This is a genomic window from Nocardioides sp. JCM 18998 (genome assembly GCF_055391535.1).
This window is the reverse complement of the sequence record NZ_AP043886.1, coordinates 451,321-471,955: the sequence shown is the minus strand read 5'-3', so window position 1 is coordinate 471,955 and position 20,635 is coordinate 451,321. Positions and strand designations below refer to the sequence as shown.

The 20,635-nt window shown below is 72.0% G+C and carries 18 protein-coding genes and 1 riboswitch; of the genes, 13 read left to right on the top strand and 5 right to left on the bottom strand.

Going from position 1 to position 20,635, the window contains the following annotated elements; genetic code table 11:
- The first annotated feature begins 28 nt into the window (after positions 1–28).
- The 5 genes from ACZ5L9_RS02240 to pcrA are packed head-to-tail and all read left to right on the top strand — an operon-like array spanning position 29 to position 6,418.
- Positions 29–1,297, top strand: a complete 1,269-nt coding sequence (locus ACZ5L9_RS02240; RefSeq protein WP_464533246.1) for an ATP-binding protein — start codon at positions 29–31, stop codon at positions 1,295–1,297.
- Position 1,298: 1 nt separating this feature from the next.
- A complete protein-coding gene (locus tag ACZ5L9_RS02235; protein ID WP_464533244.1) occupies positions 1,299–1,943 on the top strand; it encodes a LuxR C-terminal-related transcriptional regulator in 645 nt (214 codons plus the stop codon).
- Positions 1,944–1,955: 12 nt separating this feature from the next.
- Positions 1,956–2,996 (top strand): hypothetical protein, encoded by a 1,041-nt coding sequence (locus ACZ5L9_RS02230; protein WP_464533241.1) that lies wholly within the window; start codon positions 1,956–1,958, stop codon positions 2,994–2,996.
- 11 nt (positions 2,997–3,007) lie between these two features.
- Positions 3,008–4,003, top strand: coding sequence for a GGDEF domain-containing protein (locus ACZ5L9_RS02225; protein WP_464533238.1), 996 nt, complete (start codon positions 3,008–3,010; stop codon positions 4,001–4,003).
- A 12-nt stretch (positions 4,004–4,015) separates the two neighbouring features.
- On the top strand, positions 4,016–6,418 hold the full coding sequence (pcrA, locus tag ACZ5L9_RS02220; protein WP_464533236.1) for a DNA helicase PcrA: 2,403 nt from the start codon (positions 4,016–4,018) through the stop codon (positions 6,416–6,418).
- A gap of 280 nt (positions 6,419–6,698) precedes the next feature.
- Here pcrA and ACZ5L9_RS02215 read toward each other — a convergent pair whose 3' ends face one another.
- Complete coding sequence (locus ACZ5L9_RS02215; RefSeq protein WP_464533234.1) at positions 6,699–7,910, bottom strand: M23 family metallopeptidase; 1,212 nt, start codon at positions 7,908–7,910, stop codon at positions 6,699–6,701.
- Between the two features lie 327 nt (positions 7,911–8,237).
- On the opposite strand from ACZ5L9_RS02215, the gene sucC reads away from it, so the two are divergent.
- Both sucC and sucD read left to right on the top strand, forming a co-directional pair.
- A complete protein-coding gene (gene sucC, locus ACZ5L9_RS02210; protein WP_464533232.1) occupies positions 8,238–9,404 on the top strand; it encodes an ADP-forming succinate--CoA ligase subunit beta in 1,167 nt (388 codons plus the stop codon).
- A 19-nt stretch (positions 9,405–9,423) separates the two neighbouring features.
- Positions 9,424–10,320, top strand: coding sequence for a succinate--CoA ligase subunit alpha (sucD, locus tag ACZ5L9_RS02205; RefSeq protein WP_464533229.1), 897 nt, complete (start codon positions 9,424–9,426; stop codon positions 10,318–10,320).
- A 73-nt stretch (positions 10,321–10,393) separates the two neighbouring features.
- Here the strand turns inward: sucD and ACZ5L9_RS02200 are convergent, their stop codons facing one another.
- From ACZ5L9_RS02200 to ACZ5L9_RS02190, 3 genes are all read right to left on the bottom strand, one after another.
- On the bottom strand, positions 10,394–11,173 hold the full coding sequence (locus ACZ5L9_RS02200; protein ID WP_464533226.1) for a hypothetical protein: 780 nt from the start codon (positions 11,171–11,173) through the stop codon (positions 10,394–10,396).
- The gene (locus tag ACZ5L9_RS02195; protein WP_464533224.1) at positions 11,166–11,687 is read right to left on the bottom strand and encodes a SigE family RNA polymerase sigma factor; all 522 of its coding nucleotides are present in this window, start codon (positions 11,685–11,687) and stop codon (positions 11,166–11,168) included. Before ACZ5L9_RS02195 ends, ACZ5L9_RS02200 begins: the two co-directional genes overlap by 8 nt.
- A gap of 69 nt (positions 11,688–11,756) precedes the next feature.
- Positions 11,757–13,619, bottom strand: a complete 1,863-nt coding sequence (locus ACZ5L9_RS02190; RefSeq protein ID WP_464533222.1) for a SigE family RNA polymerase sigma factor — start codon at positions 13,617–13,619, stop codon at positions 11,757–11,759.
- A 106-nt stretch (positions 13,620–13,725) separates the two neighbouring features.
- On the opposite strand from ACZ5L9_RS02190, the gene ACZ5L9_RS02185 reads away from it, so the two are divergent.
- From ACZ5L9_RS02185 to ACZ5L9_RS02160, 6 genes are all read left to right on the top strand, one after another.
- Complete coding sequence (locus ACZ5L9_RS02185) at positions 13,726–14,985, top strand: cell division protein PerM (RefSeq protein WP_464533218.1); 1,260 nt, start codon at positions 13,726–13,728, stop codon at positions 14,983–14,985.
- 60 nt (positions 14,986–15,045) lie between these two features.
- Entirely contained in the window at positions 15,046–15,654 is a 609-nt protein-coding gene (purN, locus tag ACZ5L9_RS02180; protein WP_464533214.1) for a phosphoribosylglycinamide formyltransferase, read from the top strand.
- A gap of 12 nt (positions 15,655–15,666) precedes the next feature.
- Positions 15,667–15,743: riboswitch (ZMP/ZTP riboswitch) on the top strand.
- A 26-nt stretch (positions 15,744–15,769) separates the two neighbouring features.
- The gene (gene purH / locus ACZ5L9_RS02175) at positions 15,770–17,356 is read left to right on the top strand and encodes a bifunctional phosphoribosylaminoimidazolecarboxamide formyltransferase/IMP cyclohydrolase (protein ID WP_464533210.1); all 1,587 of its coding nucleotides are present in this window, start codon (positions 15,770–15,772) and stop codon (positions 17,354–17,356) included.
- Positions 17,357–17,483: 127 nt separating this feature from the next.
- Complete coding sequence (locus tag ACZ5L9_RS02170; RefSeq protein WP_464533206.1) at positions 17,484–18,335, top strand: bifunctional methylenetetrahydrofolate dehydrogenase/methenyltetrahydrofolate cyclohydrolase; 852 nt, start codon at positions 17,484–17,486, stop codon at positions 18,333–18,335.
- A gap of 10 nt (positions 18,336–18,345) precedes the next feature.
- Positions 18,346–18,765: a DUF3017 domain-containing protein gene (locus tag ACZ5L9_RS02165; protein WP_464533204.1), complete on the top strand. Its 420-nt coding sequence runs from the start codon at positions 18,346–18,348 to the stop codon at positions 18,763–18,765.
- Positions 18,766–18,781: 16 nt separating this feature from the next.
- Entirely contained in the window at positions 18,782–19,432 is a 651-nt protein-coding gene (locus ACZ5L9_RS02160) for a hypothetical protein (protein WP_464533201.1), read from the top strand.
- A 64-nt stretch (positions 19,433–19,496) separates the two neighbouring features.
- Here ACZ5L9_RS02160 and ACZ5L9_RS02155 read toward each other — a convergent pair whose 3' ends face one another.
- Positions 19,497–20,600 carry an MIP/aquaporin family protein gene (locus ACZ5L9_RS02155; protein ID WP_464533198.1) on the bottom strand — a complete coding sequence of 368 codons (1,104 nt, stop codon included), beginning with the start codon at positions 20,598–20,600 and terminating at the stop codon, positions 19,497–19,499.
- Positions 20,601–20,635: the final 35 nt, after the last annotated feature.

The following is a 20,635-nucleotide window of genomic DNA, read 5'->3' as shown; positions in this document are numbered from 1 at the left end:
ATGCGCACGGAGCGAAGCGAGTACGTGCATGAGTGTGGTCACGACCGCCCGGCGGGCCTACCGGGACACCGAGGCGGGCGTCATCGGCGGGGTCGCCGCCGGCCTCGCGCAGCACCTGCGGCTGCCGGTGCTGTGGGTGCGGATCTTCTTCGTCGCCGCGGCCCTCCTCGACGGCTTCGGTGTGGCGCTCTACGCCGGGTTGTGGCTGATGCTGCCGCCCGCGCCGGTCGTCGAGGCCGGTACGCCCGGGGCGGAGTCGGCCACCCGCGGCGGGCGCCGCCCGGGCAGGATGCGCCGGCTCAGCGACGCCGGGCCGGCGATCGCCGGCTGCGCGCTCGCCTTCGGCGGGGTGCTGCTGCTCGAGTCGATGATCGGCACCGGCACGCTCTTCTGGCCGGTCGTGGTCGGTCTGGCGGGTGTCACGCTGCTGTGGCGGCAGGCCGACGAGGCACAGCGCGAGCGCTGGCTCGACGCCCGCGAACGGGTGGATCCGATCGCGATGGTCTTCGGCCGGGGCGGCTGGGCGGCGTACGCCCGGGTCGCCGCAGGCGTGCTCCTGGTGCTGATCGCGTTCGCCCTCTTCGAGGTGCGCGGCGGCTCGATCGCCGACGCCGGCCGGCTCGTCGTCGCGTTCCTCCTCGGCGTGGCCGGGATCGGCGTCATCGTCGGCCCGTGGGCGCTGCGGCTCTACGCCGACCTGGGTGCCGAGCGCGCCGAGCGCGTCCGTACGCAGGAGCGCGCCGACATGGCCGCCCACCTGCATGACTCGGTGCTCCAGACCCTCGCGCTGATCCAGAAGAACGCCCACGATGCCGGGACGGTCGCGCGCCTGGCGCGCTCGCAGGAGCGCGACCTGCGCGGCTGGCTCTACGACGAGAGCAACGAGCCGGACGCCAGCGTCGCCGCCGCGCTCAAGTCGGCCGCCGCCGAGGTCGAGGACGCGCACGGCGTGGTGGTGGACGTGGTCGTGGTCGGGGATGCGCCGCTCGCGGCCGAGCTGCTGCCGGTCGTCGCCGCCACCCGCGAGGCGGTGACGAACGCGGCCAAGCACGCAGACGTGCCGCGGATCGACGTCTACGCCGAGGTCACGGCCGACACGGTCGAGGTCTTCGTACGCGATCGTGGGGTGGGGTTCTCCCTCGACGAGGTGCTGGAGCGCCCGGCGGACCGCCACGGCGTACGCGACTCGATCCAGGGCCGGATGGAGCGGCACGGTGGGACTGCGATGATCAGGACGGGGCCCGGCGAGGGCACCGAGGTGCGGCTGCGCATGCCGCGCGGAAGGCAGGAGGGCTGACATGGGTGTGAAGGTGCTGGTGGTCGACGACCACGCCATGTTCCGGACCGGGGTGCGCGCCGAGCTCGCCCAGCAACCCGGCATCGAGGTGGTCGCGGAGGCCGCCGACGTGGACACGGCCGTCGACGCCGTTGCCCGTCACCGGCCCGAGGTCGTCCTGCTCGACGTGCACCTGCCCGGTGGCGGCGGTGTCGAGGTGATGCGGCGCGCGCCGTCGGTGGACGGGCAGCCGCGCTACCTCGCGCTCTCGGTGTCCGATGCGGCCGAGGACGTGATCGGCACGATCCGCGGCGGCGCGCGGGGCTACGTCACCAAGACGATCACCGGCCCCGAGCTCGCCGCCGCGATCGAACGGGTCAACGGCGGCGACGCCGTCTTCTCGCCGCGTCTGGCCGGCTTCGTGCTGGACGCGTTCTCCGGGGTCATCGAGGTGGCCGCCGTCGACGAGGACCTCGACCGGCTCACCGAGCGCGAGCGCGAGGTGATGCGGTTGATCGCGCGCGGCTACTCCTACAAGGAGGTCGCCAAGGAGCTCTTCATCTCGATCAAGACCGTCGAGACGCATATGTCGAACGTGCTGAAGAAGCTGCAGCTCTCCTCCCGCCACGAGCTCACCCGCTGGGCGAGCGATCGCCGCCTGCTCTGACGGGTGCCTCCCGTGGGGCGGCGCACGCCGGGTACGCCGGGAACGGCCGGACGGCCGGGACGACTCCGGCGCGTCGTCACCAGCCCCGTACTGCTCATCCTGCTCGTCGCGCCGTTCTTCGGCGAGGGCCTCTCCGGCTCGAGCCCGCCGCTGGACCTGCTGCTGCCCGGGAACCTCGCGTTCATGGCCGCCCTGTACGGCTGCGGCGCCCTGCTCTGTCGCGACGTCGCGTTCCGGTTCCGGCTGGGGTTCCGGGGTCTGGTGCTGCTCGGTGCCGCGTACGCGGTGTGGGAGGAGGCGCTGGTCGACCGGTACTGGTTCCTCCCGCGGTTCTGGCACGACGCGGGCATCGGCTCCTACAGCGTGGTCTGGCACACCCATGTCCTGCTCGCCGTCCATCTCACCGCGTTCCACACGGCCACCAGCATCTGCGCCTCGGTGCTGGTCGTCGAGTGGCTGGCTCCACGAGCGAGGCATCGACCGTGGGTCGGCCGACCGGGCCTGGTGCTCGCGGGTGTGGTCCTGGCCCTGACGCCGGTGATCTACGGCGAGTTCGACCAGCGCCCTCCGGCGCTCGTCCTGGTCGCAGCCGGACTGCTGCTCGTGGCCCTGGTGGTGAGCGCGTTCGTGGTGGGCCGCGCCCGTCACGGGTCTGTGCCGGGCGAACTCGCCGCACAGGCCGGTCGCGCGCCGCGGCGCGGTCTGAGCGTGCTCGTCCTCGTCTGTGTGCTCGCGCACTGGATGCTGACCTACACCGTCGCCGAGACCGATCTGGCCTGGCCGGTCGGGGTCGCGCTCGCGCTGCTCCCGATCGTGGTGGGCGTCGTGCTGGTTGCGCGGCTCGCGGTCACCGGGCCGTATGGAAGCGACGGCATCCGCGTCGTCGTGGGCATCCTCTGGTTCTTCATCCTCCTCGACCTGCTCGTGGCCCTGCTCGGCCGCTACGACATGGTCCTCAGCGCCCTACTCGCCGGCTGGCTCGTGCGACGTCTGTCGACGCGGCGCGCGTCCCTCCGCGAGGAGGAGACCCACGCACCCCGTCGGGATCGCTAGTCTGCGGGGCCATGGACGCGATCTCGACCGACATCGAGAGCTTCGCCGCCTCGGCGGAGCGGGTGGTCACCTACCTCCGATCCCACACCAGCCTCACGGACTGGTCGGTAAGTCGGGTCGACGGGGTCGAGCAGGTGCACCTGCACGTGAGCGGTGACGAGCTGCTGCACGTGGGCGACCGGGTCCCGTGGGAGGACACCTTCTGCCGTCGCATGCTGGGCGGGGCCGCGAGCGTCGTGGTCGACTCGCACCTCGACGACGACTACGCCGCACTGCCCGCCGCGGGGGACGTACGGTCCTATGCGGGGGTCCCCATCCGAGAGGGCGACGGCTCGCTCTACGGCACCCTGTGCGGCGCCGGCGCGCTTCCGCTGCACTCGGTCGCCGAGATCGATACCGACCTGCTCGGCGTCTTCTCGATGCTGCTGTCGACCCAGCTGCACCTCGTCCGTGCGGCGGCGTCCCACCACCACTCCGCGATCGCCGCCTCCGCGCTGGCGAACACCGACGGGCTGACCGGCCTGCTGAACCGGCGCGGCTGGGACATCATCACCGCCGACGTGGAGGAGCGGGTCGCCGCGCTGGGCGACCACGGCGGCGTGGTGATGATCGATCTGGACGGGCTGAAGGCGATCAACGACAGCGACGGTCACCAGGCCGGCGACGCGCTGCTGCGGACGGCGGGAGAGGCGCTGCGCGCCGCCACCCGTCCCGGGGACTCGGTCGCGCGCTACGGCGGGGACGAGTTCGTCGTCTTCGTCGACGGTGTTCCGGTGGCCGATCTGGACGGGGTCGCGTTGCGCTACGCCGAGGCGATGGCCGCCGTAGGCGTCGCCGCCTCCGTCGGCTCGGCGTCGGTCGTGCCGACGTCCGGTCGGGGGTGCGTCGACCGCGCCCTCGCCGAGGCGGATGCGCGCATGTACGCGGCGAAGCTCGCCCGCAAGGGCCACGAGGCGCAGCGCGCGAGCGCCTCGCCCGACTCGGGAACTGTCGGTGCCCGGACTTAGGGTGGGCGGGCGATGACGATGCCTGACGCTGCTGCCCTGTTCGCCCTCCCCGAGGAGCCCCGTCCCGCGCGCCGCGGACCGAGCGCCGAGGAGCTCCTCGAGGGCCTCAACGAGCCCCAGCGCGCCGCCGTCACCCACGAGGGCGTGCCGCTGCTCGTCGTCGCCGGCGCCGGCTCCGGCAAGACCCGCGTGCTCACCCGGCGGATCGCGTGGATGATCAGCCAGCGCGGTGCCCATCCGGGCTCGATCCTGGCGATCACGTTCACCAACAAGGCCGCCGCCGAGATGAAGGAGCGGGTCGAGGACCTGGTCGGCAAGCGCGCCCGGATCATGTGGGTCTCGACCTTCCACAGCGCCTGCGTGCGGATCCTGCGCAAGGAGATCGACAAGCTGGGCTACAAGTCCAGCTTCACGATCTACGACGCGCAGGACCAGAAGCGCCTGATGACGCTGGTCGTCGGCGATCTCGACCTCGATCCCAAGCGCTACCCGCCGGCCCAGGTGCTCAACTGGGTCAGCGACCAGAAGAACGAGCTGCGCGACCCCGACGACGCCGCGAAGGACGCCAAGAACGGCCTGGAGGAGTCCTACGCCGCCGCGTACGCGCTCTACCAGAAGCGCCTGCGCGAGGCGCACGCCCTCGACTTCGACGACCTCATCATGACGACCGTCGACCTGTTCCGGCGCTTCCCGGAGGTCCGGGAGACGTACCGGCGCCGCTTCCGGCACGTGCTCGTCGATGAGTACCAGGACACCAACCACGCGCAGTACGCGCTGATCCACGAGCTGTGCGCCGACAACCCGGAGGACCTGGATCCGTCGGTGCCTCGCAGCGAGGCGGCCGAGCTGATGGTCGTCGGCGACGCCGACCAGTCGATCTACGCCTTCCGCGGGGCCAACATCCGCAACATCCTCGACTTCGAGGAGGACTTCCCGCAGGCCACCAGCATCCTGCTCGAGCAGAACTACCGCTCCACCCAGACGATCCTGACCGCCGCCAACGCGGTGATCAAGAACAACAAGGGCCGCAAGGAGAAGCGGCTGTGGAGCGAGGCGGGCGACGGCGAGCGGATCGTCGGCTACGTCGCCGACGACGAGCGTGACGAGGCCCGCTTCGTCAGCGACGAGATCGACAAGCTGGTCGACGCCGGCCACAAGGCCAGCGAGATCGCCGTCTTCTACCGCACCAACGCGCAGAGCCGGGTCTTCGAAGAGGTCTTCATCCGCACCGGCCAGCCGTACAAGGTCGTCGGCGGCGTGCGGTTCTACGAGCGGCGCGAGGTGCGCGACGCGCTCGCGTACCTGCGCGCGCTCGCCAACCCCGCCGACCAGGTCTCGATGCGGCGGATCCTCAACACCCCCAAGCGCGGCATCGGCGACCGGGCGGTGGAGTGCGTCGACGCCCTCGCCGCTCGCGACGGCCTGACCTTCTGGGAGGCGCTGCAGCGCGCCGACCTCGCCCCGGGGCTGGCGACCCGCAGCGCCAGCAACATCCGCGCCTTCGTCGCGATGATGACCGAGCTGCAGTCGATGGTCGACGGGGGAGAGCGGCCCGACGTCGTGCTCGAGGCGACGCTCGCACGCTCCGGCTACCTCCAGGAGCTCGAGGCGAGCGACGACCCGCAGGACGCCACCCGCGTGGAGAACCTCGCCGAGCTGGTCGCTGTCGCCCGCGAGTTCTCCGACGACCCCGTCGCCGGGCCGTCGGCCGACCCCGCCGACGTCGACGCCGGGATCGTCGCTCCGGGCCTCGACGACTTCCTGGAGCGGGTCGCGCTGGTCGCCGACTCCGACCAGGTGCCGGAGACCGACGAGGGCGTCGTCACGCTCATGACGCTGCACACGGCCAAGGGGCTGGAGTTCCCGATCGTGTTCCTCACCGGCATGGAGGACGGGGTCTTCCCGCACTCGCGTGCGCTGGGCGACTCGACCGAGCTCGAGGAGGAGCGCCGGCTCGCCTACGTCGGCATCACCCGGGCCCGCGAACGGCTCCTCATCTCCCGCGCCGTGGTCCGCTCCGCCTGGGGCTCGCCCGCGCACAACCCCGCCTCGCGCTTCCTCGACGAGCTGCCGGTCGATCTGGTCGACTGGCGCCGTACGGAGGCCGCGATGACCTCCTGGACGCGCCAGGACCTCGGCGGGGAGCGGTTCAGCAGTGGCTTCGGCACGCTCACCGGCGCCGGCCGCCGCAACTTCTCCTCCGCAGCGATCAGGGCCGACGTGGCGGCGAAGTCGAAGCCTGCCCGCGAGATCCCCTCGCTGGACCCCGGCGACCGGGTCACCCACGACTCGTTCGGCCTCGGCACGGTCGTCACCGTCGAGGGCGTCGCGGACAAGACGGTGGCCTCGATCGACTTCGGCACCCAGGGCGTGAAGCGGCTGCTGTTGCGGTACGCGCCAGTCACCAAGCTCTGAGCTGACCACGCCCCGAGCGACGAGCAGCGGGCTGGCGGATCGTCATCGCCCCACGCGCCGCGACGGGGCGGAACGGGCCGCGCGCAAGGGCTCCCCGCCCGACGGCGCTCGACGCGACCCGTACGGAAGGGATCGTCGGGCGTGTCCCCGCTGCGCGTGCGCCCGGGCCGACACGGCGCGGCGCACCCCGGTGCGCTGACGATCCGGCGGGCCGCCGACGACGGAGCGGCAACCCGACCTGTGCCGAGGGGCCTCCGCAGATGTAAGGAGGCCGAGTCGGCTACTGGTTGGCGTCGGGGTCGATGCCGTGGGCCTTGAGGGCCGTGTCCGGGTCGACCGGGTCGCCGCCGCCGGGGCGGACCTCGATGTGCACGTGCGGGCCGGTGGTGTTGCCGGTGGAGCCGACGTAGCCGATGACCTGGTCCTCGGAGACGTTCTCGCCCGTGGTGACGCCGAACTCGTTCTGGTGGCAGTACCAGATCTCGGTGCCGTCGGGCAGCGTCTCGATGGTGCGCTGGCCGTACGCCCCGGCCCAGCCGGTCTCGGTGATCACACCGCCCGCGACCGCGTGGATCGGGGTGCCCGTGTCGGCGGCGAAGTCCAGGCCGGTGTGGACACTGGCCCACAGGCCGCTGACGTCGTCGAAGCGGCCGGTCAGGTGGTAGACGCCGGCCTGGACGGGGAGGGCCCACAGGTTGGCGGCCTTCCAGTGGTCGACACCGGTGGCCTGCGCGTTGATGTTCTTCAGGGCCGCGGCGCGCTCGGCAGCGTCCTTGGCGGCCTGGTCGACGAGCTCCGTACGGTCGCTGCTGCGCGAGACGCTCTCGCTGCGCCCGCCGACCTGGCCGACGTCGCTGGCGCCGGCGAGTGCGCTGGCGGCGACGAACGCGGAGCTGTCGGTGTGGCTGGGGGCGTGGGCCGCGGTGATCGCGCCGCCGACGGCGATCGCCAGGGAGGCGACGCCGAGGGTGAGGGGCAGGGACGGCAGCCGCTTGATCAGCGGGTTGGCCGGGGCGGCGGCGCCGGAGCGGGCGCGACGCTTGCCCGTGCCGATGACGGGCAGGTGCGTCGTGGTCTCGGCGCTGAAGTCGGTGGCGTAGGCCGCGGTCTCCTCGAAGGGCGGCAGGGAGCCGGTGTCGATCCGCAGGTCGCGCCAGATCGTGTCGGGCTCCTCGATGGCGACCGCTACCGCGGCGACGTCGGCGGCGACGACGTCGGAAGCGGGACGCGGCTCCGGCATGTCGAGGGCCGGGTCGTCCCGGCGGATCGCGACGAGGACCGGAGCCTGCTCGACGGCGGGCGCGGTGACCGGCTCTTCGGCGGCGGCGCGGCGCCTGCCTACGTACGGGGCGGGCGGGGCGGTCTCGACGGGGGCCGCGATCGGCGCCTCGGTGACCGGTGCGGCGCGGCGCTTGCCTACGTACGAGCCGACTTCCGGGGTCGCCTCCGACGGTTGGCTGTCGACGGCGACATCCGCTCGGCGCTTACCCATGTGTTCATCGCTCCGCTGCTCGGGGTTCAGACGGCGACCCGACTGTAGCCGACTCCCTAGGGCCTTCCACAACCGGGCCGAAGCATGCTCTTCCTTGTCCGTATCGGCCATGCGCTCGTGATGGTTAATCGTTTTCCGGATGGGTCCTCAGAGATTCCGCACGGCAGAACCACCGGTCCTCGCCACTATGGCGTGCGTCACGAACCCGACCCCGCCCCTCGTCGGCGGCAGCCCTGCCGGTCTAGGGTGCGTCGAGGACATCCCCGAGCCCGCCGGGCCGTGCTGCGCCCGCGACTCGAACCAACCCTGATAGAGACTGGTGGATCAGTGGATCTGATGGAGTACCAGGCGAAGGAGCTCTTCGCCAAGCACGGCGTCGCGACCACCCTGGGTGTGGTCGTCGAGACCGCCGAGGACGCGAAGGCCGCCGCCGAGCAGATCGGCGGCGTGACCGTCATCAAGGCTCAGGTCAAGGCCGGTGGCCGTGGCAAGGCCGGCGGCGTCAAGCTTGCCAAGACCGCTGATGAGGCCTTCGAGCACGCCAGCAACATCCTGGGCATGGAGATCAAGGGTCTGCGGGTCAACCGCGTCCTCGTGACTCCGGCCACCCCTCCGGTGGAGGAGTACTACTTCTCCTTCCTGCTCGACCGGTCGAACCGGCGCTACCTCTGCATCGCGTCCGTCGAGGGTGGTGTCGAGATCGAGGAGGTCGCGAAGACCAACCCCGACGCCGTGAAGCAGATCGGCATCGACCCGGGCCAGGGCGTCGACGAGGCGAAGGCTCGCGAGATCGCGACCGAGGCCAAGTTCCCCGAGGCCGTCTTCGAGCAGGCCGTGGAGATGATCCAGGCCCTCTACAAGACGTTCGTCGAGGAGGACGCCACCCTCGTCGAGGTCAACCCGCTGGCCCGCCTCGAGGGCGACAAGCTGGAGGCCCTCGACGGCAAGGTCTCGCTCGACGAGAACGCCTCCGAGGTACGCCACCCGGAGCACGAGGCCTTCGAGATCCGCGAGGAGGCCGACCCGCTCGAGGCGAAGGCCAAGGACCTCGGCCTCAACTACGTCAAGCTCGACGGCCAGGTCGGGATCATCGGCAACGGTGCCGGTCTCGTCATGTCGACGCTCGACGTCGTCGCGTACGCCGGTGAGAACCACGGCGGCGTGAAGCCGGCCAACTTCCTCGACATCGGCGGCGGCGCCAACGCCCAGGTGATGGCCAACGGCCTCGACGTCATCCTCAACGACGAGCAGGTCAAGTCGGTCTTCGTCAACGTCTTCGGCGGCATCACCGCGTGCGACGAGGTCGCCAACGGCATCAAGGGCGCGCTCGAGATCCTCGGCGACAACGCCACCAAGCCGCTGGTCGTCCGCCTCGACGGCAACAACGTCGAGCTCGGCCGCCAGATCCTCAACGAGCTGAACCACCCGCTCGTGACCGTTGTCGACACCATGGACGGCGGCGCCGACAAGGCCGCCGAGCTGGCGAACGCCTGAGGGACTGAGAGATAAAACAGTGAGCATCTACCTCAACAAGGACAGCAAGATCATCGTCCAGGGCATCACGGGCGGCATGGGTGCGAAGCACACCGCCCTGATGGTCGACTCGGGCGCCCAGATCGTCGGCGGTGTCAACGCTCGCAAGGCGGGCACCACCGTCACCCACAAGGACCACGACGGCAACGACGTCGAGCTGCCCGTCTTCGCGACCGTCGCCGAGGCGATGGCCGCGACCGGCGCCGACGTCTCGGTCGCGTTCGTGCCGCCGGCGTTCACCAAGGACGCGTGCATCGAGGCGGTCGACGCCGAGATCCCGCTACTCGTCGTGATCACCGAGGGTGTCCCGGTGCAGGACACGGCCGAGGTCTGGTCGTACCTGCAGGGCAAGAAGACCCGCATGATCGGTCCGAACTGCCCCGGCATCATCACCCCGGGTGAGTCGCTGGCCGGCATCACGCCGCACACCATCACCGGCAAGGGTCCGGTGGGTCTCGTCTCGAAGTCGGGCACCCTGACCTACCAGATGATGTACGAGCTGAAGGACTTCGGCTTCTCCACCGCCATCGGCATCGGCGGCGACCCGATCGTGGGCACCACCCACATCGACGCGCTCCAGGCGTTCCAGGACGACCCGGAGACCGAGGTCATCGTGATGATCGGCGAGATCGGCGGCGACGCCGAGGAGCGTGCTGCCGCGTACATCAAGGAGAACATCACCAAGCCGGTCGTCGGCTACGTCGCGGGCTTCACCGCCCCCGAGGGCAAGACGATGGGTCACGCGGGTGCGATCGTGTCCGGCTCCGCCGGCACCGCCGCAGCCAAGAAGGAGGCCCTCGAGGCCGTCGGCGTGAAGGTCGGCAAGACGCCGTCCGAGACCGCCGCTCTCGCGCGCGAGATCCTCAACGCGCGCTGATCCATCCGGATCAACCAGTACGAGCAGAGCGCCCCGGCCGATGGCCGGGGCGCTCTGCGCATCCCGGGGCTGCTCAGTCGCCGAACGTCCGCCTCATCGCGGCGACCACCCCGGCCGCGTGGTCGGCGAGCCGGTCGACCTCCTGCTGGACCACGGCGTCGTCGCCCGCGCCCCCGAACGAGGCCCCGTCGAGCAGCACGGCGTTGCCCACCCGGATCACGCTGCTGACCGAGCCCTCGCCGGTGAAGTGGCCCTGCGCGTCGGTCCAGCGGATCACCCACGCATCTCCCGGAGCGCCGGAGGATGAGGCGGTCACCCGCTCGACCTGGCCGCCATCGGCGACGGCGCTCGGGCAGGTCGCGAGCGTCCCGAGGATGTAGTCGACCACGGTGCGGGCCTGAGTGGCGCTCGCGTAGAGCGCCAGGCTGCGTGAGAGACCGGCCTCGGAGCCGTTGTCGTACGTGACGGTGGCACCACCGGTCGTGAGCTGCGGCGTCACGGCGCTCCACAGGACCGTGCCGCAGGCCTTGTCCTGCTCGGTGGTCAGCGGCCTCGCGGCGAGCCGCTGATGCGTGCGGCCGTCGCGCCGCGGCAGGCCGTCGGCGAGTGGGAAGTCGGCCGGCACCGTGGTGACCGGGGTCGGCGAGGGTGTGGCCGGCGGCAGCGAGCGGTTCGAGGAGCTGTGGGTCAGCGCGACCGGTACGACGATGGCCGCGATCACGGCCAGCCCGGCGACACCGAGCGCGGTCTGCCGGCGGTGGCGGAGACGGTCGCCGAGACGGCGTACCTCAGCCGCGGGCAGGGGACGGGCGACGACGTCGTCGGTCAGGGAGTCGAAGAGCTGGTCACGCATGGCGGGCCTCCGGGCGCGAGGAAGGGGCGGGGGAGTCGGACGACTCGGTCAGCAGCGCGGCGAGGGCGGCGCGACCGCGGCTCAGCCGGGCCTTCACGGTGCCGTCCGGGGCGCCGGTCTCGCGGGCGACGTCGGCGACGGACAGGTCGGCGAGGTGGTGCAGCACGACCGCGCGCCGCTGCGCCTCGGGCAGCTGCCGCAGCGCGGCGATCAGGGCGACGTGGGCCTCGGACGGCGCCGGGGTGCTCACGGGGGCGCCGAGCGCCCGGTCGCTGGGCCGGCGCCCCCGTGCCACCCGGCGCCAGCGGCTCACGGCGAGGCGGTACGCGGTGGTGCGTACCCAGGCCTCGGGGTGGAGGTCGGAGCTCAGTTTCCGACGATGCGACCAGGCCCGGACATAGGCCTCCTGGACGCACTCCTCAGCCTCGTCGCGGCTCCCCACCATGGCGTAGACCTGCGTGACGACGCGGGCATAGGTCGCGGTGTAGAACTCGTCGAACTCGGAAGAGTCCATGGCGTGTTCCTTCTCTCTGCGAAGTGATTCCAGCAGAGATACGCCCGGGCGCACAGCCCGGTTGCAGACCTATTTCAGGTACGTCAGCCGGTCGGCCGCGCGCTGGGCGAGGGCGGTGAAGTCGCTGTCGGTCATGGTGACCTTGCCCGACGGGACGAAGCCGACCTGGGCGACGCCGGCACCGGTCCGCACGATCGCCATCAGGTAGGTCACCGACGCGCCGGTGGCGTCCTTGGAGGTCTCCACCTGGACCCGCCACGCGGTGACGTCGCCGTCGGCCGACGAGGTCGAGCTCAGCTTGGTGACATGGCTGCCGCGCTCGCGGGTGTCGCACGTCGCCAGCTTGTCGCGGATCTGGTCGACGAACTCGCTCGCCGCGTGTGGCTTGCTGAAGTCGCCGATCGTCTCGGTCAGGCCGAACTGTGGGGCCAGGCCCTTCGCGGTCGGGATGACGAAGGAGCGGGTGAGCGCGTTGGTGATCCCGGGCCCGGTGAAGGTGGCATTGTCGCAGCGGGTGGCTGCGGTGTTGGTCGTCGCACGGGTGGCCGCCGTGCCGACCCAGGGCTCGTCGACCCCTGTCACGGGCGGCAGGTCGACCTCGTTGATCAGCGCCGGCGCCGCGCCGGCGGGCGGCGGCGGGGCCGTGCTGCTGGCGGGCGCGGTGATGCAGGCGCCGGCGTCGTCCTGGCCGCACAGACCCTGGACGGCGTCGCTGAGCAGCGTCGTCACCCCGGCGAGAGCCGGGTCGTCGGCCGGCTTCGTGGCGTGCTTGGTCGCCGCGACCGGCAGCCGGCCGGCGACGGCGGTCGTCAGGACGCCCGTACGGGCGACGCCCACCGCGATCGTGCGCTGCGGCGCCGTCCAGTCCCGCAGCAGCAGGACGCTGGCCTGGTCGCCGACCCCGGTCACCGTCTTGGTCGCGAGCAGCTGCACCCGACTGTCGCTGCAACCGCCGTACCAGCCGAGGGTCTTGGTGTAGGCCGACTCCGCGGCGGAGGTCGTGGCCGAGGCCAGCGTGCTCTGCATCGCGGTGATGGTCTCCTTGGCGCCGACGAAGGTGCGCCCGACCACCGCGAGCGCGCGCGGGTCGGAGAGCGCGGTGCGCTGGCAGGGGAGCTGGACCGCGCTGCTGCGGTCGTCGGAGGTCATGGTGGCGGTCCAGGTGCCACCGAACGCGGCGCCGACCTGGGCCTCGTCGACGAGGGTGTCCGCGGCGAGGTCGTAGCCGATGGGACTCGCGCTGGCATCGGGCCGGTGGTGCAGCGACAGGCTCGCCAGGCTGGGCCGGTCTCCGGCCGCGTCGGTGACCGCGAACCCGGAGCCGACGAACGCCGCGACCGCGAGCGCCGCCCCGGCGACGGTGTGCGTACGGCGGCGGGCGGAGCCCGCTCGGGTGAGGATCGTGGGCCGCGGCCAGCGCGTCGCCTCGACGGTGACGGCCATCGACGCGAAGCAGGGCAGCACCTCGGTCGGCAGCGCGCTGCGGGCCAGGCTGAAGTCGCGGGTGGCGTTCTGGAGCACCTGGGCGGCGCGGAGCTGGGTGATGCCGACCTCGCGGGCGAGGGCGTCCTCGCTGATCGTGGTCAGGTGGGCCAGCAGCAGGACCTTGCGCTCCTCGAGCGGGAGCTGGCGCAGCGCCTCGAGCGTCGCCTGCGCCTCCTCGTCCCCGTCCTGGGAGCGGTGGAAGTGCGGCACCGAGTGCCGGCGCTGTGCGTAGCGCCACGCGACCGGGCGGGCCCAGTCCTCGCGCTCGGCCGGGCTGAGCCGGCCGACCTTGCGCCAGTGGTGCCATGCGATGACCAGCGCGTCCTGGACGGCCTTGCGGCCCGCGGTCAGGTCGCCGGTGAGCGCCCAGGTCTGCAGCAACAGGCGGCTGCGGACGTCCTTGTAGAACGTCTCGAAGTCGTCGGCGTGCTGCTGCTTGGTACTCATGGGCATCGACAGGTTAGCCGTGGGGAGGTGACCTCTCCCCATCGCGAGCAGGTCCAGCGGCGCGTCCTCCCCGGACGGCCACGGGCCCGGGGTGAGGATGGTCCCGATGTCCTCCTCGCTCACTTCCGTCCGCCGCCGCACCGACGCCGAGCTGCGCGCCGATCTCCGGTTGCGCCGCCCGTTGGCCCTGGTGGCGACCTTCGGTGGGATCGCGGCCGCGGCGGTGACGCTGGCGGCCTGCCTGGTGGTGGGCGTGGTCGGCTGGTTCCTCACCGACGCCGGCGCGCACGGCTCTCCGAGCGGCGCGCTGCGGGTCGGCGCCCTCGGCTGGCTCGCCGGCCACGGCTCGGGGATCGCGGTCCAGGGCGTTCGGATCACCGCGGTGCCGCTCGGTCTGACCCTCGCCTTCGCATGGGTGACGTGGCGCTGCGGCCTGCGGGTGGGGGAGACGGTCGCCGAGCACGGCCCCGACCATCACGCCCTGGCCGATGGTGAGCGGGACTGGACGGTCCCGGCGGCCGCCGGCCTCTTCACCATCGGGTACGTCGCCACGGCCCTGGTCGTCTCCGCCGTCAGCGGCACCGCGGCGACGGCGCCCTCCGAAAGCCGGGTGGTGCTCTGGTCGCTGCTGCTGTGCGCCGGCGCCGGCGCCAGCGGCATCGCCGCCGGGTCGGGACGGGCCGCGGTCTGGCTGGCGCTGATGCCCCCGATCGCCCGCTCGACCTTCGCCACCGTACGGCTGCTGGTGCTGCTCTGGCTCGGCCTGTCGCTGCTCGCGTTCGCGATCGCGTTGGTCGTGGACGGGGACACCGCGCTCAACGTGATGTCGCAGCTCCACCTCGGCGCCGGCCCGGCCGTCCTCTACGTCGGGCTGATGCTCCTGGTGGTGCCCAACGCGGCGCTCTTCTCCAGCTCCTACCTGCTCGGTCCCGGCTTCACCGTCGGCGCGCACACGCTGGTCAGCCCGGCGGCGGTCACACTCGGCCCGGTGCCGATGTTCCCGCTGCTGGCCGCCCTGCCCGACGAGGGCCCGACCCCGTTCTGGACGCCGTACGTGCTGGTCCTCGCGCCGCTCGTCGGTGCGCTCGCGGTGGTGCTGGTCCAGCGCCGGCAGCCGACCGTGCGCTGGGAGCACGGCGCCGTCCGCGGGCTGGCCGCCGGGGTCCTGGCCGGCATCGTGATCGGCATCCTGGCCGGCCTGGCCGGCGGGGCGGTCGGTCCGGGGCGGATGGCCGACGTCGGTCCGCTCGCCCTCGACACCCTGTGGCATGCGGTCACGTCGTTCGGCATCGGTGGCCTGGTGGCCGGCACGGCGATGACCTGGTGGCAGCGCCGGCACCTGGCCGCGGCTGAGGAGTCCGCCTGACCCCGCGGGCTGTCCCGGTGAGCGGGAGAGCCGTCTCCGGGCGTCGCTAGACTCCGGCGCGTGACCGCTCGCCTCGTCGTCCTCGTCTCCGGTTCCGGCACCAACCTGCAGGCCCTGCTCGACGCCTGTGCGGACCCGGCGTACGGCGCCAGGATCGTCGCCGTCGGTGCCGACCGCGACGCGATCGTCGGCCTCGAGCGTGCCGAAGGGGCGGGCATCCCGACCTTCGTCGCCAAGGTCGCCGACTACACCTCCCGCGACCGCTGGGACGAGGCCCTCGCCGACAAGGTCGCCGCCTTCGAGCCCGACCTGGTCGTCTCGGCCGGTTTCATGAAGCTGCTCGGCCCGGCCTTCCTCGCCAGCTTCGGCGGCCGCACGATCAACACCCACCCGGCGCTCTCGCCGAGCTTCCCCGGCATGCACGGCCCCGCCGACGCCCTCGCGTACGGCGTCAAGGTCACCGGCTGCACGCTCTTCGTCGTCGACGAGGGCGTCGACACCGGCGCGATCGTGGCCCAGAGCGCCGTCCCGGTGGAGGACGACGACACCGTCGAGGTGCTGCACGAGCGGATCAAGGTCGCCGAGCGCACGATGCTCGTGGACACGGTCGGTCGGATGTCGCGCGAGGGGTTCCGCGTCGAGGGTCGCCGGGTTCGCTTCGGCGCTTGATGCCTCGGTAGGCTGCCCTCACACGACTGGCGCGGGTGGGTGACCACCAGGGAGTGTGTTGACCGGCATCGTCCGCCTGGGTGCCGTCCTACCTCGACCTCCGTAGGAGTCTGCGATGACCGGCCAGCAGGACAAGATCCAGATCAAGCGGGCACTCGTGTCCGTCTTCGACAAGACCGGTCTCGACGACCTGGTCACGGGCCTCCACGAGGCCGGCGTCGAGCTCGTCTCCACCGGCGGCTCCGCCGCGCTGATCACCTCGCTCGGCCTGCCCGTGACCAAGGTGGAGGACCTGACCGGCTTCCCCGAGTGCCTCGACGGCCGGGTGAAGACGCTGCATCCGCGCGTCCACGCCGGCATCCTGGCCGACCGCCGCCTCGACGACCACGTCGCCCAGCTCGACGAGCTCGGCGTCGAGCCGTTCGACCTCGTCGTGGTCAACCTCTACCCGTTCGCCGCGACCGTCGCCGCCGGCGGCACGGTCGAGGAGATCATCGAGAAGATCGACATCGGCGGTCCCTCGATGGTCCGCGCCGCGGCCAAGAACCACCCGTCGGTCGCGATCGTCACCGACGGTGCCGACTACGCCCGCGCGGTCGAGGCCGCGCAGGGCGAGGGCTTCTCGTACGAGGAGCGCAAGGTGCTCGCCGCCAAGGCGTTCGTCCACACCGCCACCTACGACGTGGGCGTCGCGTCCTGGTGCGGCTCCGTGCTGACCGACTCCTCCGAGGGCTCCGGCTTCCCCGCCTGGATCGGCGGCACGTACGACAAGGCCGCGGTGCTCCGCTACGGCGAGAACCCGCACCAGCAGGCCGCGCTCTACCTCAACGGCTTCGGTCCGAAGGGGCTGGCGCAGGCCGAGCAGCTGCACGGCAAGGAGATGTCGTACAACAACTACGTCGACACCGACGCGGCCCGGCGCGCAGCCAACGACTTCGCCGAGCCGGCCGTCGCGATCATCAAGCACGCCAACCCCTGCGGTCTCGCCGTCGGCGGCACGATCGAGGAGGCGCACGCCAAGGCGCACGCCTGCGACCCGGTCTCCGCGTTCGGCGGCGTGATCGCCGCGAACCGCCCCGTCTCGGTCGAGATGGCCCGGCAGGTCGCCGAGGTCTTCACCGAGGTCATCGTGGCTCCGGGCTACGAGGACGGCGCCGTGGAGATCCTCCAGGGCAAGAAGAACATCCGCATCCTGATCGCCCCGGTCGAGGGTGGCTCCCCGGTGGAGACCCGTCCGATCTCCGGCGGCCTGCTCATGCAGACCGTCGACCACGTCGACGCGGAGGGCGACGACCCGGCCAACTGGACGCTCGCCACCGGCGAGGCGGCCGACGAGCAGACCCTCGCCGATCTGGCCTTCGCCTGGAAGGCCTGCCGCGCGGCCAAGTCGAACGCCATCCTGCTCGCGAAGGACGGCGGCTCGGTCGGCATCGGCATGGGGCAGGTCAACCGGGTCGACTCCTGCAAGCTCGCCGTCGAGCGCGCCAACACCCTGGCCGGCGACGACGCCCGCGCCGAGGGTGCCGTGGCCGCCTCGGACGCGTTCTTCCCCTTCGAGGACGGCCCGCAGATCCTGATCGACGCCCGGGTCAAGGCGATCGTGCAGCCCGGCGGATCGGTCCGCGACGAGCTGACCATCGAGGCCTGCAAGGCCGCCGGCGTGACCATGTACTTCACCGGCACCCGGCACTTTTTCCACTGATCGAGGACGCGCCAGCGGACTCGATCGTCGGTGGTTGAGCAGCGAGCTCGGCTGCGCTTGCGAAGCCGAGGCCGAGCGTGTCGAAACCTGGTGAGACGCCCACATACCGCGATGACAGGATGACGACGTGACTGCACAGAAGCTCGACGGAACCGCGACCGCCAAGGCGATCAAGGAGGAGCTGCGCGAGCGCGTGGCGGCCCTGCACGCGCGCGGCGTCAGGCCCGGCCTCGGCACCATCCTGGTCGGCAACGACCCGGGCTCGACCTGGTACGTCAACGGCAAGCACAAGGACTGCGCGGAGGTGGGCATCGAGTCCATCCGCATCGACCTGCCGGAGTCGGCCACCCAGGACGAGATCGAGGCCGCGGTCCGGACCCTCAACGAGGACCCGGCGTGCACGGGCTACATCGTCCAGCTTCCGCTCCCCAAGGGCATCGACGAGAACCGCGTGCTGGGCCTCATCGACCCGGCCAAGGACGCCGACGGCCTGCACCCGACCAACCTCGGCTGGCTCGTCCTCGGTGAGGACGCCCCGCTGCCGTGCACCCCGTTCGGCATCGTCGAGCTGCTGCGCCGCCACGGCGTCGAGCTCAACGGCGCCGAGGTCACGGTGGTCGGCCGCGGCGTCACCGTCGGTCGCCCGCTCGGCCTGCTGCTGACCCGTCGCAGCGAGAACGCCACGGTCACGCTGTGCCACACCGGCACCCGCGACCTGGCCGAGCACACCCGCACGGCCGACATCGTCGTCGCGGCCGCGGGAGTACCGGGGATCATCACCGGCGACATGGTCAAGCCGGGCGCCGCCCTGCTCGACGTGGGCGTCTCGCGCGTCGACGGCAAGATCGCCGGCGACCTGCACGAGTCGGTGTGGGACGTCGCCGGCTGGGTCTCGCCCAACCCCGGCGGCGTCGGCCCGATGACGCGCGCCATGCTGCTCTCCAACGTCGTCCTCAACGCGGAGAAGGCGAACGCGTAACTTGGCTTCTGTGACTCCTCTCGAGGACGGCTCGACGCCCGAGCCTCAGCCGGCAGCGACCCCTGAGGTGACTCAGGGCGCGCCGGCCGAGGCTCCTGCGCCGCCGCTCTCGCTTGCCGAGGAGTGCGACGAGCAGGCCGAGGAGCAGGGGGAGCCTCGTCGCTACCCCTCCACGATCGGCGGGGCGCTCTACCTGCTGGTCCTGCTCGTGACGATCCTTGCGCTGGTCGTGGTGAGCGCGGGGCACTGGCGCGGGGGCGTGCACATCCTCGCCGGCGCGCTCGTCGCCGCTGCGATCCCGCGGGCGCTGCTGCGCGAGCGGGACGCGGGGATGCTCGAGGTCCGCGGCCGCTGGTTCGACGTCACCCTGCTGGTGGTCGTCGGCGTCGCGATGTGGGTGCTCGCGAGCACCATCCCGGCGCAGGGCTAGCCGGGGCGCGCGACCCGTGAGGTCCTCGGTCGTCGCCGGTCTGTTCGCCGGCGCGCTCCTGCTGAGCGCCTGCGGCACCGGTGCCGTGGCGTACCCGCCGACCGGTGTCGACGAGCTCGTCATCCCGACGCCGTCGCCGCGCGCGACGGACTTCGTCGACCGGATCGACAACGCCTGGCTGCCGCTGACGCCGGGCCGCACCTGGACCTACGACCTGCGCCGGATCGGCTACCCCGACGCGGTCCGGACCGTGCGGGTCCTCGAGGAGCCGGTGGAGGTGGATGGCGTCTCGACCACGGCGGTCGCCACCGAGACCGTACGACCGGGGCAGTCCCCGGTCTCGTGGACCGACTACTACGCCCAGGACACTCGCGGGAACGTCTGGTGGTTCGGACGCGCGGACCTGTGGCAGGCCGGTCGGGAGGGTGCCGAGGCGGGGCTGGTGATGGCGCACGCGCCGCGACTCGGAGACGGCTATCGCGCCGGCTACGAGAAGGGGGTCGTCGAGGACGTCATCACGGTGGCGCAGGCGACCCCGCGCGTCACGCTCGAGTGGGCGAGCACGCTCAGCCCGGGCTCGCAGCAGTGGGACACCTACGCGAAGGGCGAGGGCCTGGTCGACCGGATCGACACCAGCACGGGGGAGCACCAGGTGCTCCGCCAGTAGCCGAGACGCCCGCCGAGTCGGCGCATCTTGTGCCGACTCGACGGGCCTTGCTGCAAAGTCGGGGTCAGTCGGGCTGGCCGGGCTGCTCGATCGGGCGCCACTGCTGCGCGGCGTAGTCCCAGCGCCAGCCGTCCTGCTCGATGACAGGGAGGTCCGCGATGGACTGCGCCGTTGCTTGGCCCGTCTGTCCCGTCTGGCCCGTCTGACCGCCGTCGGCCTGCGGTGCGTTCGCGTGGCCGGCGACCGGCGCGGGGCCGGTGGCCTCCGGGCCGCCCCAGCCCTGCTGGCCCCAGCCGGCGTGCTCCGGGGTCGTCCCGGTCGCGGTGCGGACCGGGAGCACGAGGCCCGAGCCGGGCACCGGGTCGCTGACCCGGCCGAAGATCTGCGGGTAGGTGATGCCTGCGATGGCGCCGCCGAGGAGCGGGGCGAGGATGAAGAGCCAGAGCTGGCCGATCGCGTGGCCGCCGGCGAAGAGCGCCGGGCCGATCGAGCGGGCCGGGTTGACCGAGGTGCCGGTGGCCGGGATCGCGACGAAGTGGATCGCAGTGAGCGTCAGGCCGATGGCCAGCGGCGCCGCTGCGGCGTACGGGTTGCGCTCGTCGGTGGTGGCGAGGATGACGTAGACGAAGACCGCCGTCAGGACCAGCTCCAGCACGAAAGCCGCCCACCAGCTGTAGCCGCCGGTGCCGCCGAAGCTGTTCTGCCCGATCCCGATCGCGGAGTGGGAGGCGTAGGCGCTGTACCCGTGGGCGACGATCCACAGCACCAGTGCTCCGACGATCGCGCCGACGATCTGGGCCACCGCGTAGAAGCCGGCGGTGATCCAGGCGATCCGTCCGCTGATCGCCGCGCCGACGGAGACCGCGGGGTTGAAGTGGCCGCCGGAGACCCGACCGAAGGCGTAGACCGAGACGACGATCGCGAGCCCGAAGCTGAGGCCGACGGTGGTGATGAAGGCGATGTCGGTGGGGCTCTGCCGCTGGGCGGCGAAGATCTTGGAGAAGACCACCGCGCCACAGCCGAAGAGGACCAGGATGAAGGTGCCCAGGGCCTCGGCCGCGAGCTTCTGCTGCAGCGTCGGCTCGGTGGTCTCCTCCGGCCCGTGGATCACCACGGATGCGGTCTCGTCTGCTTCGGTGCTGATCCCAGCGCCGGTGTCTGCGGTCATATCCGAGCCCCCTCATCTGTTTGCAGAGTCTTTGG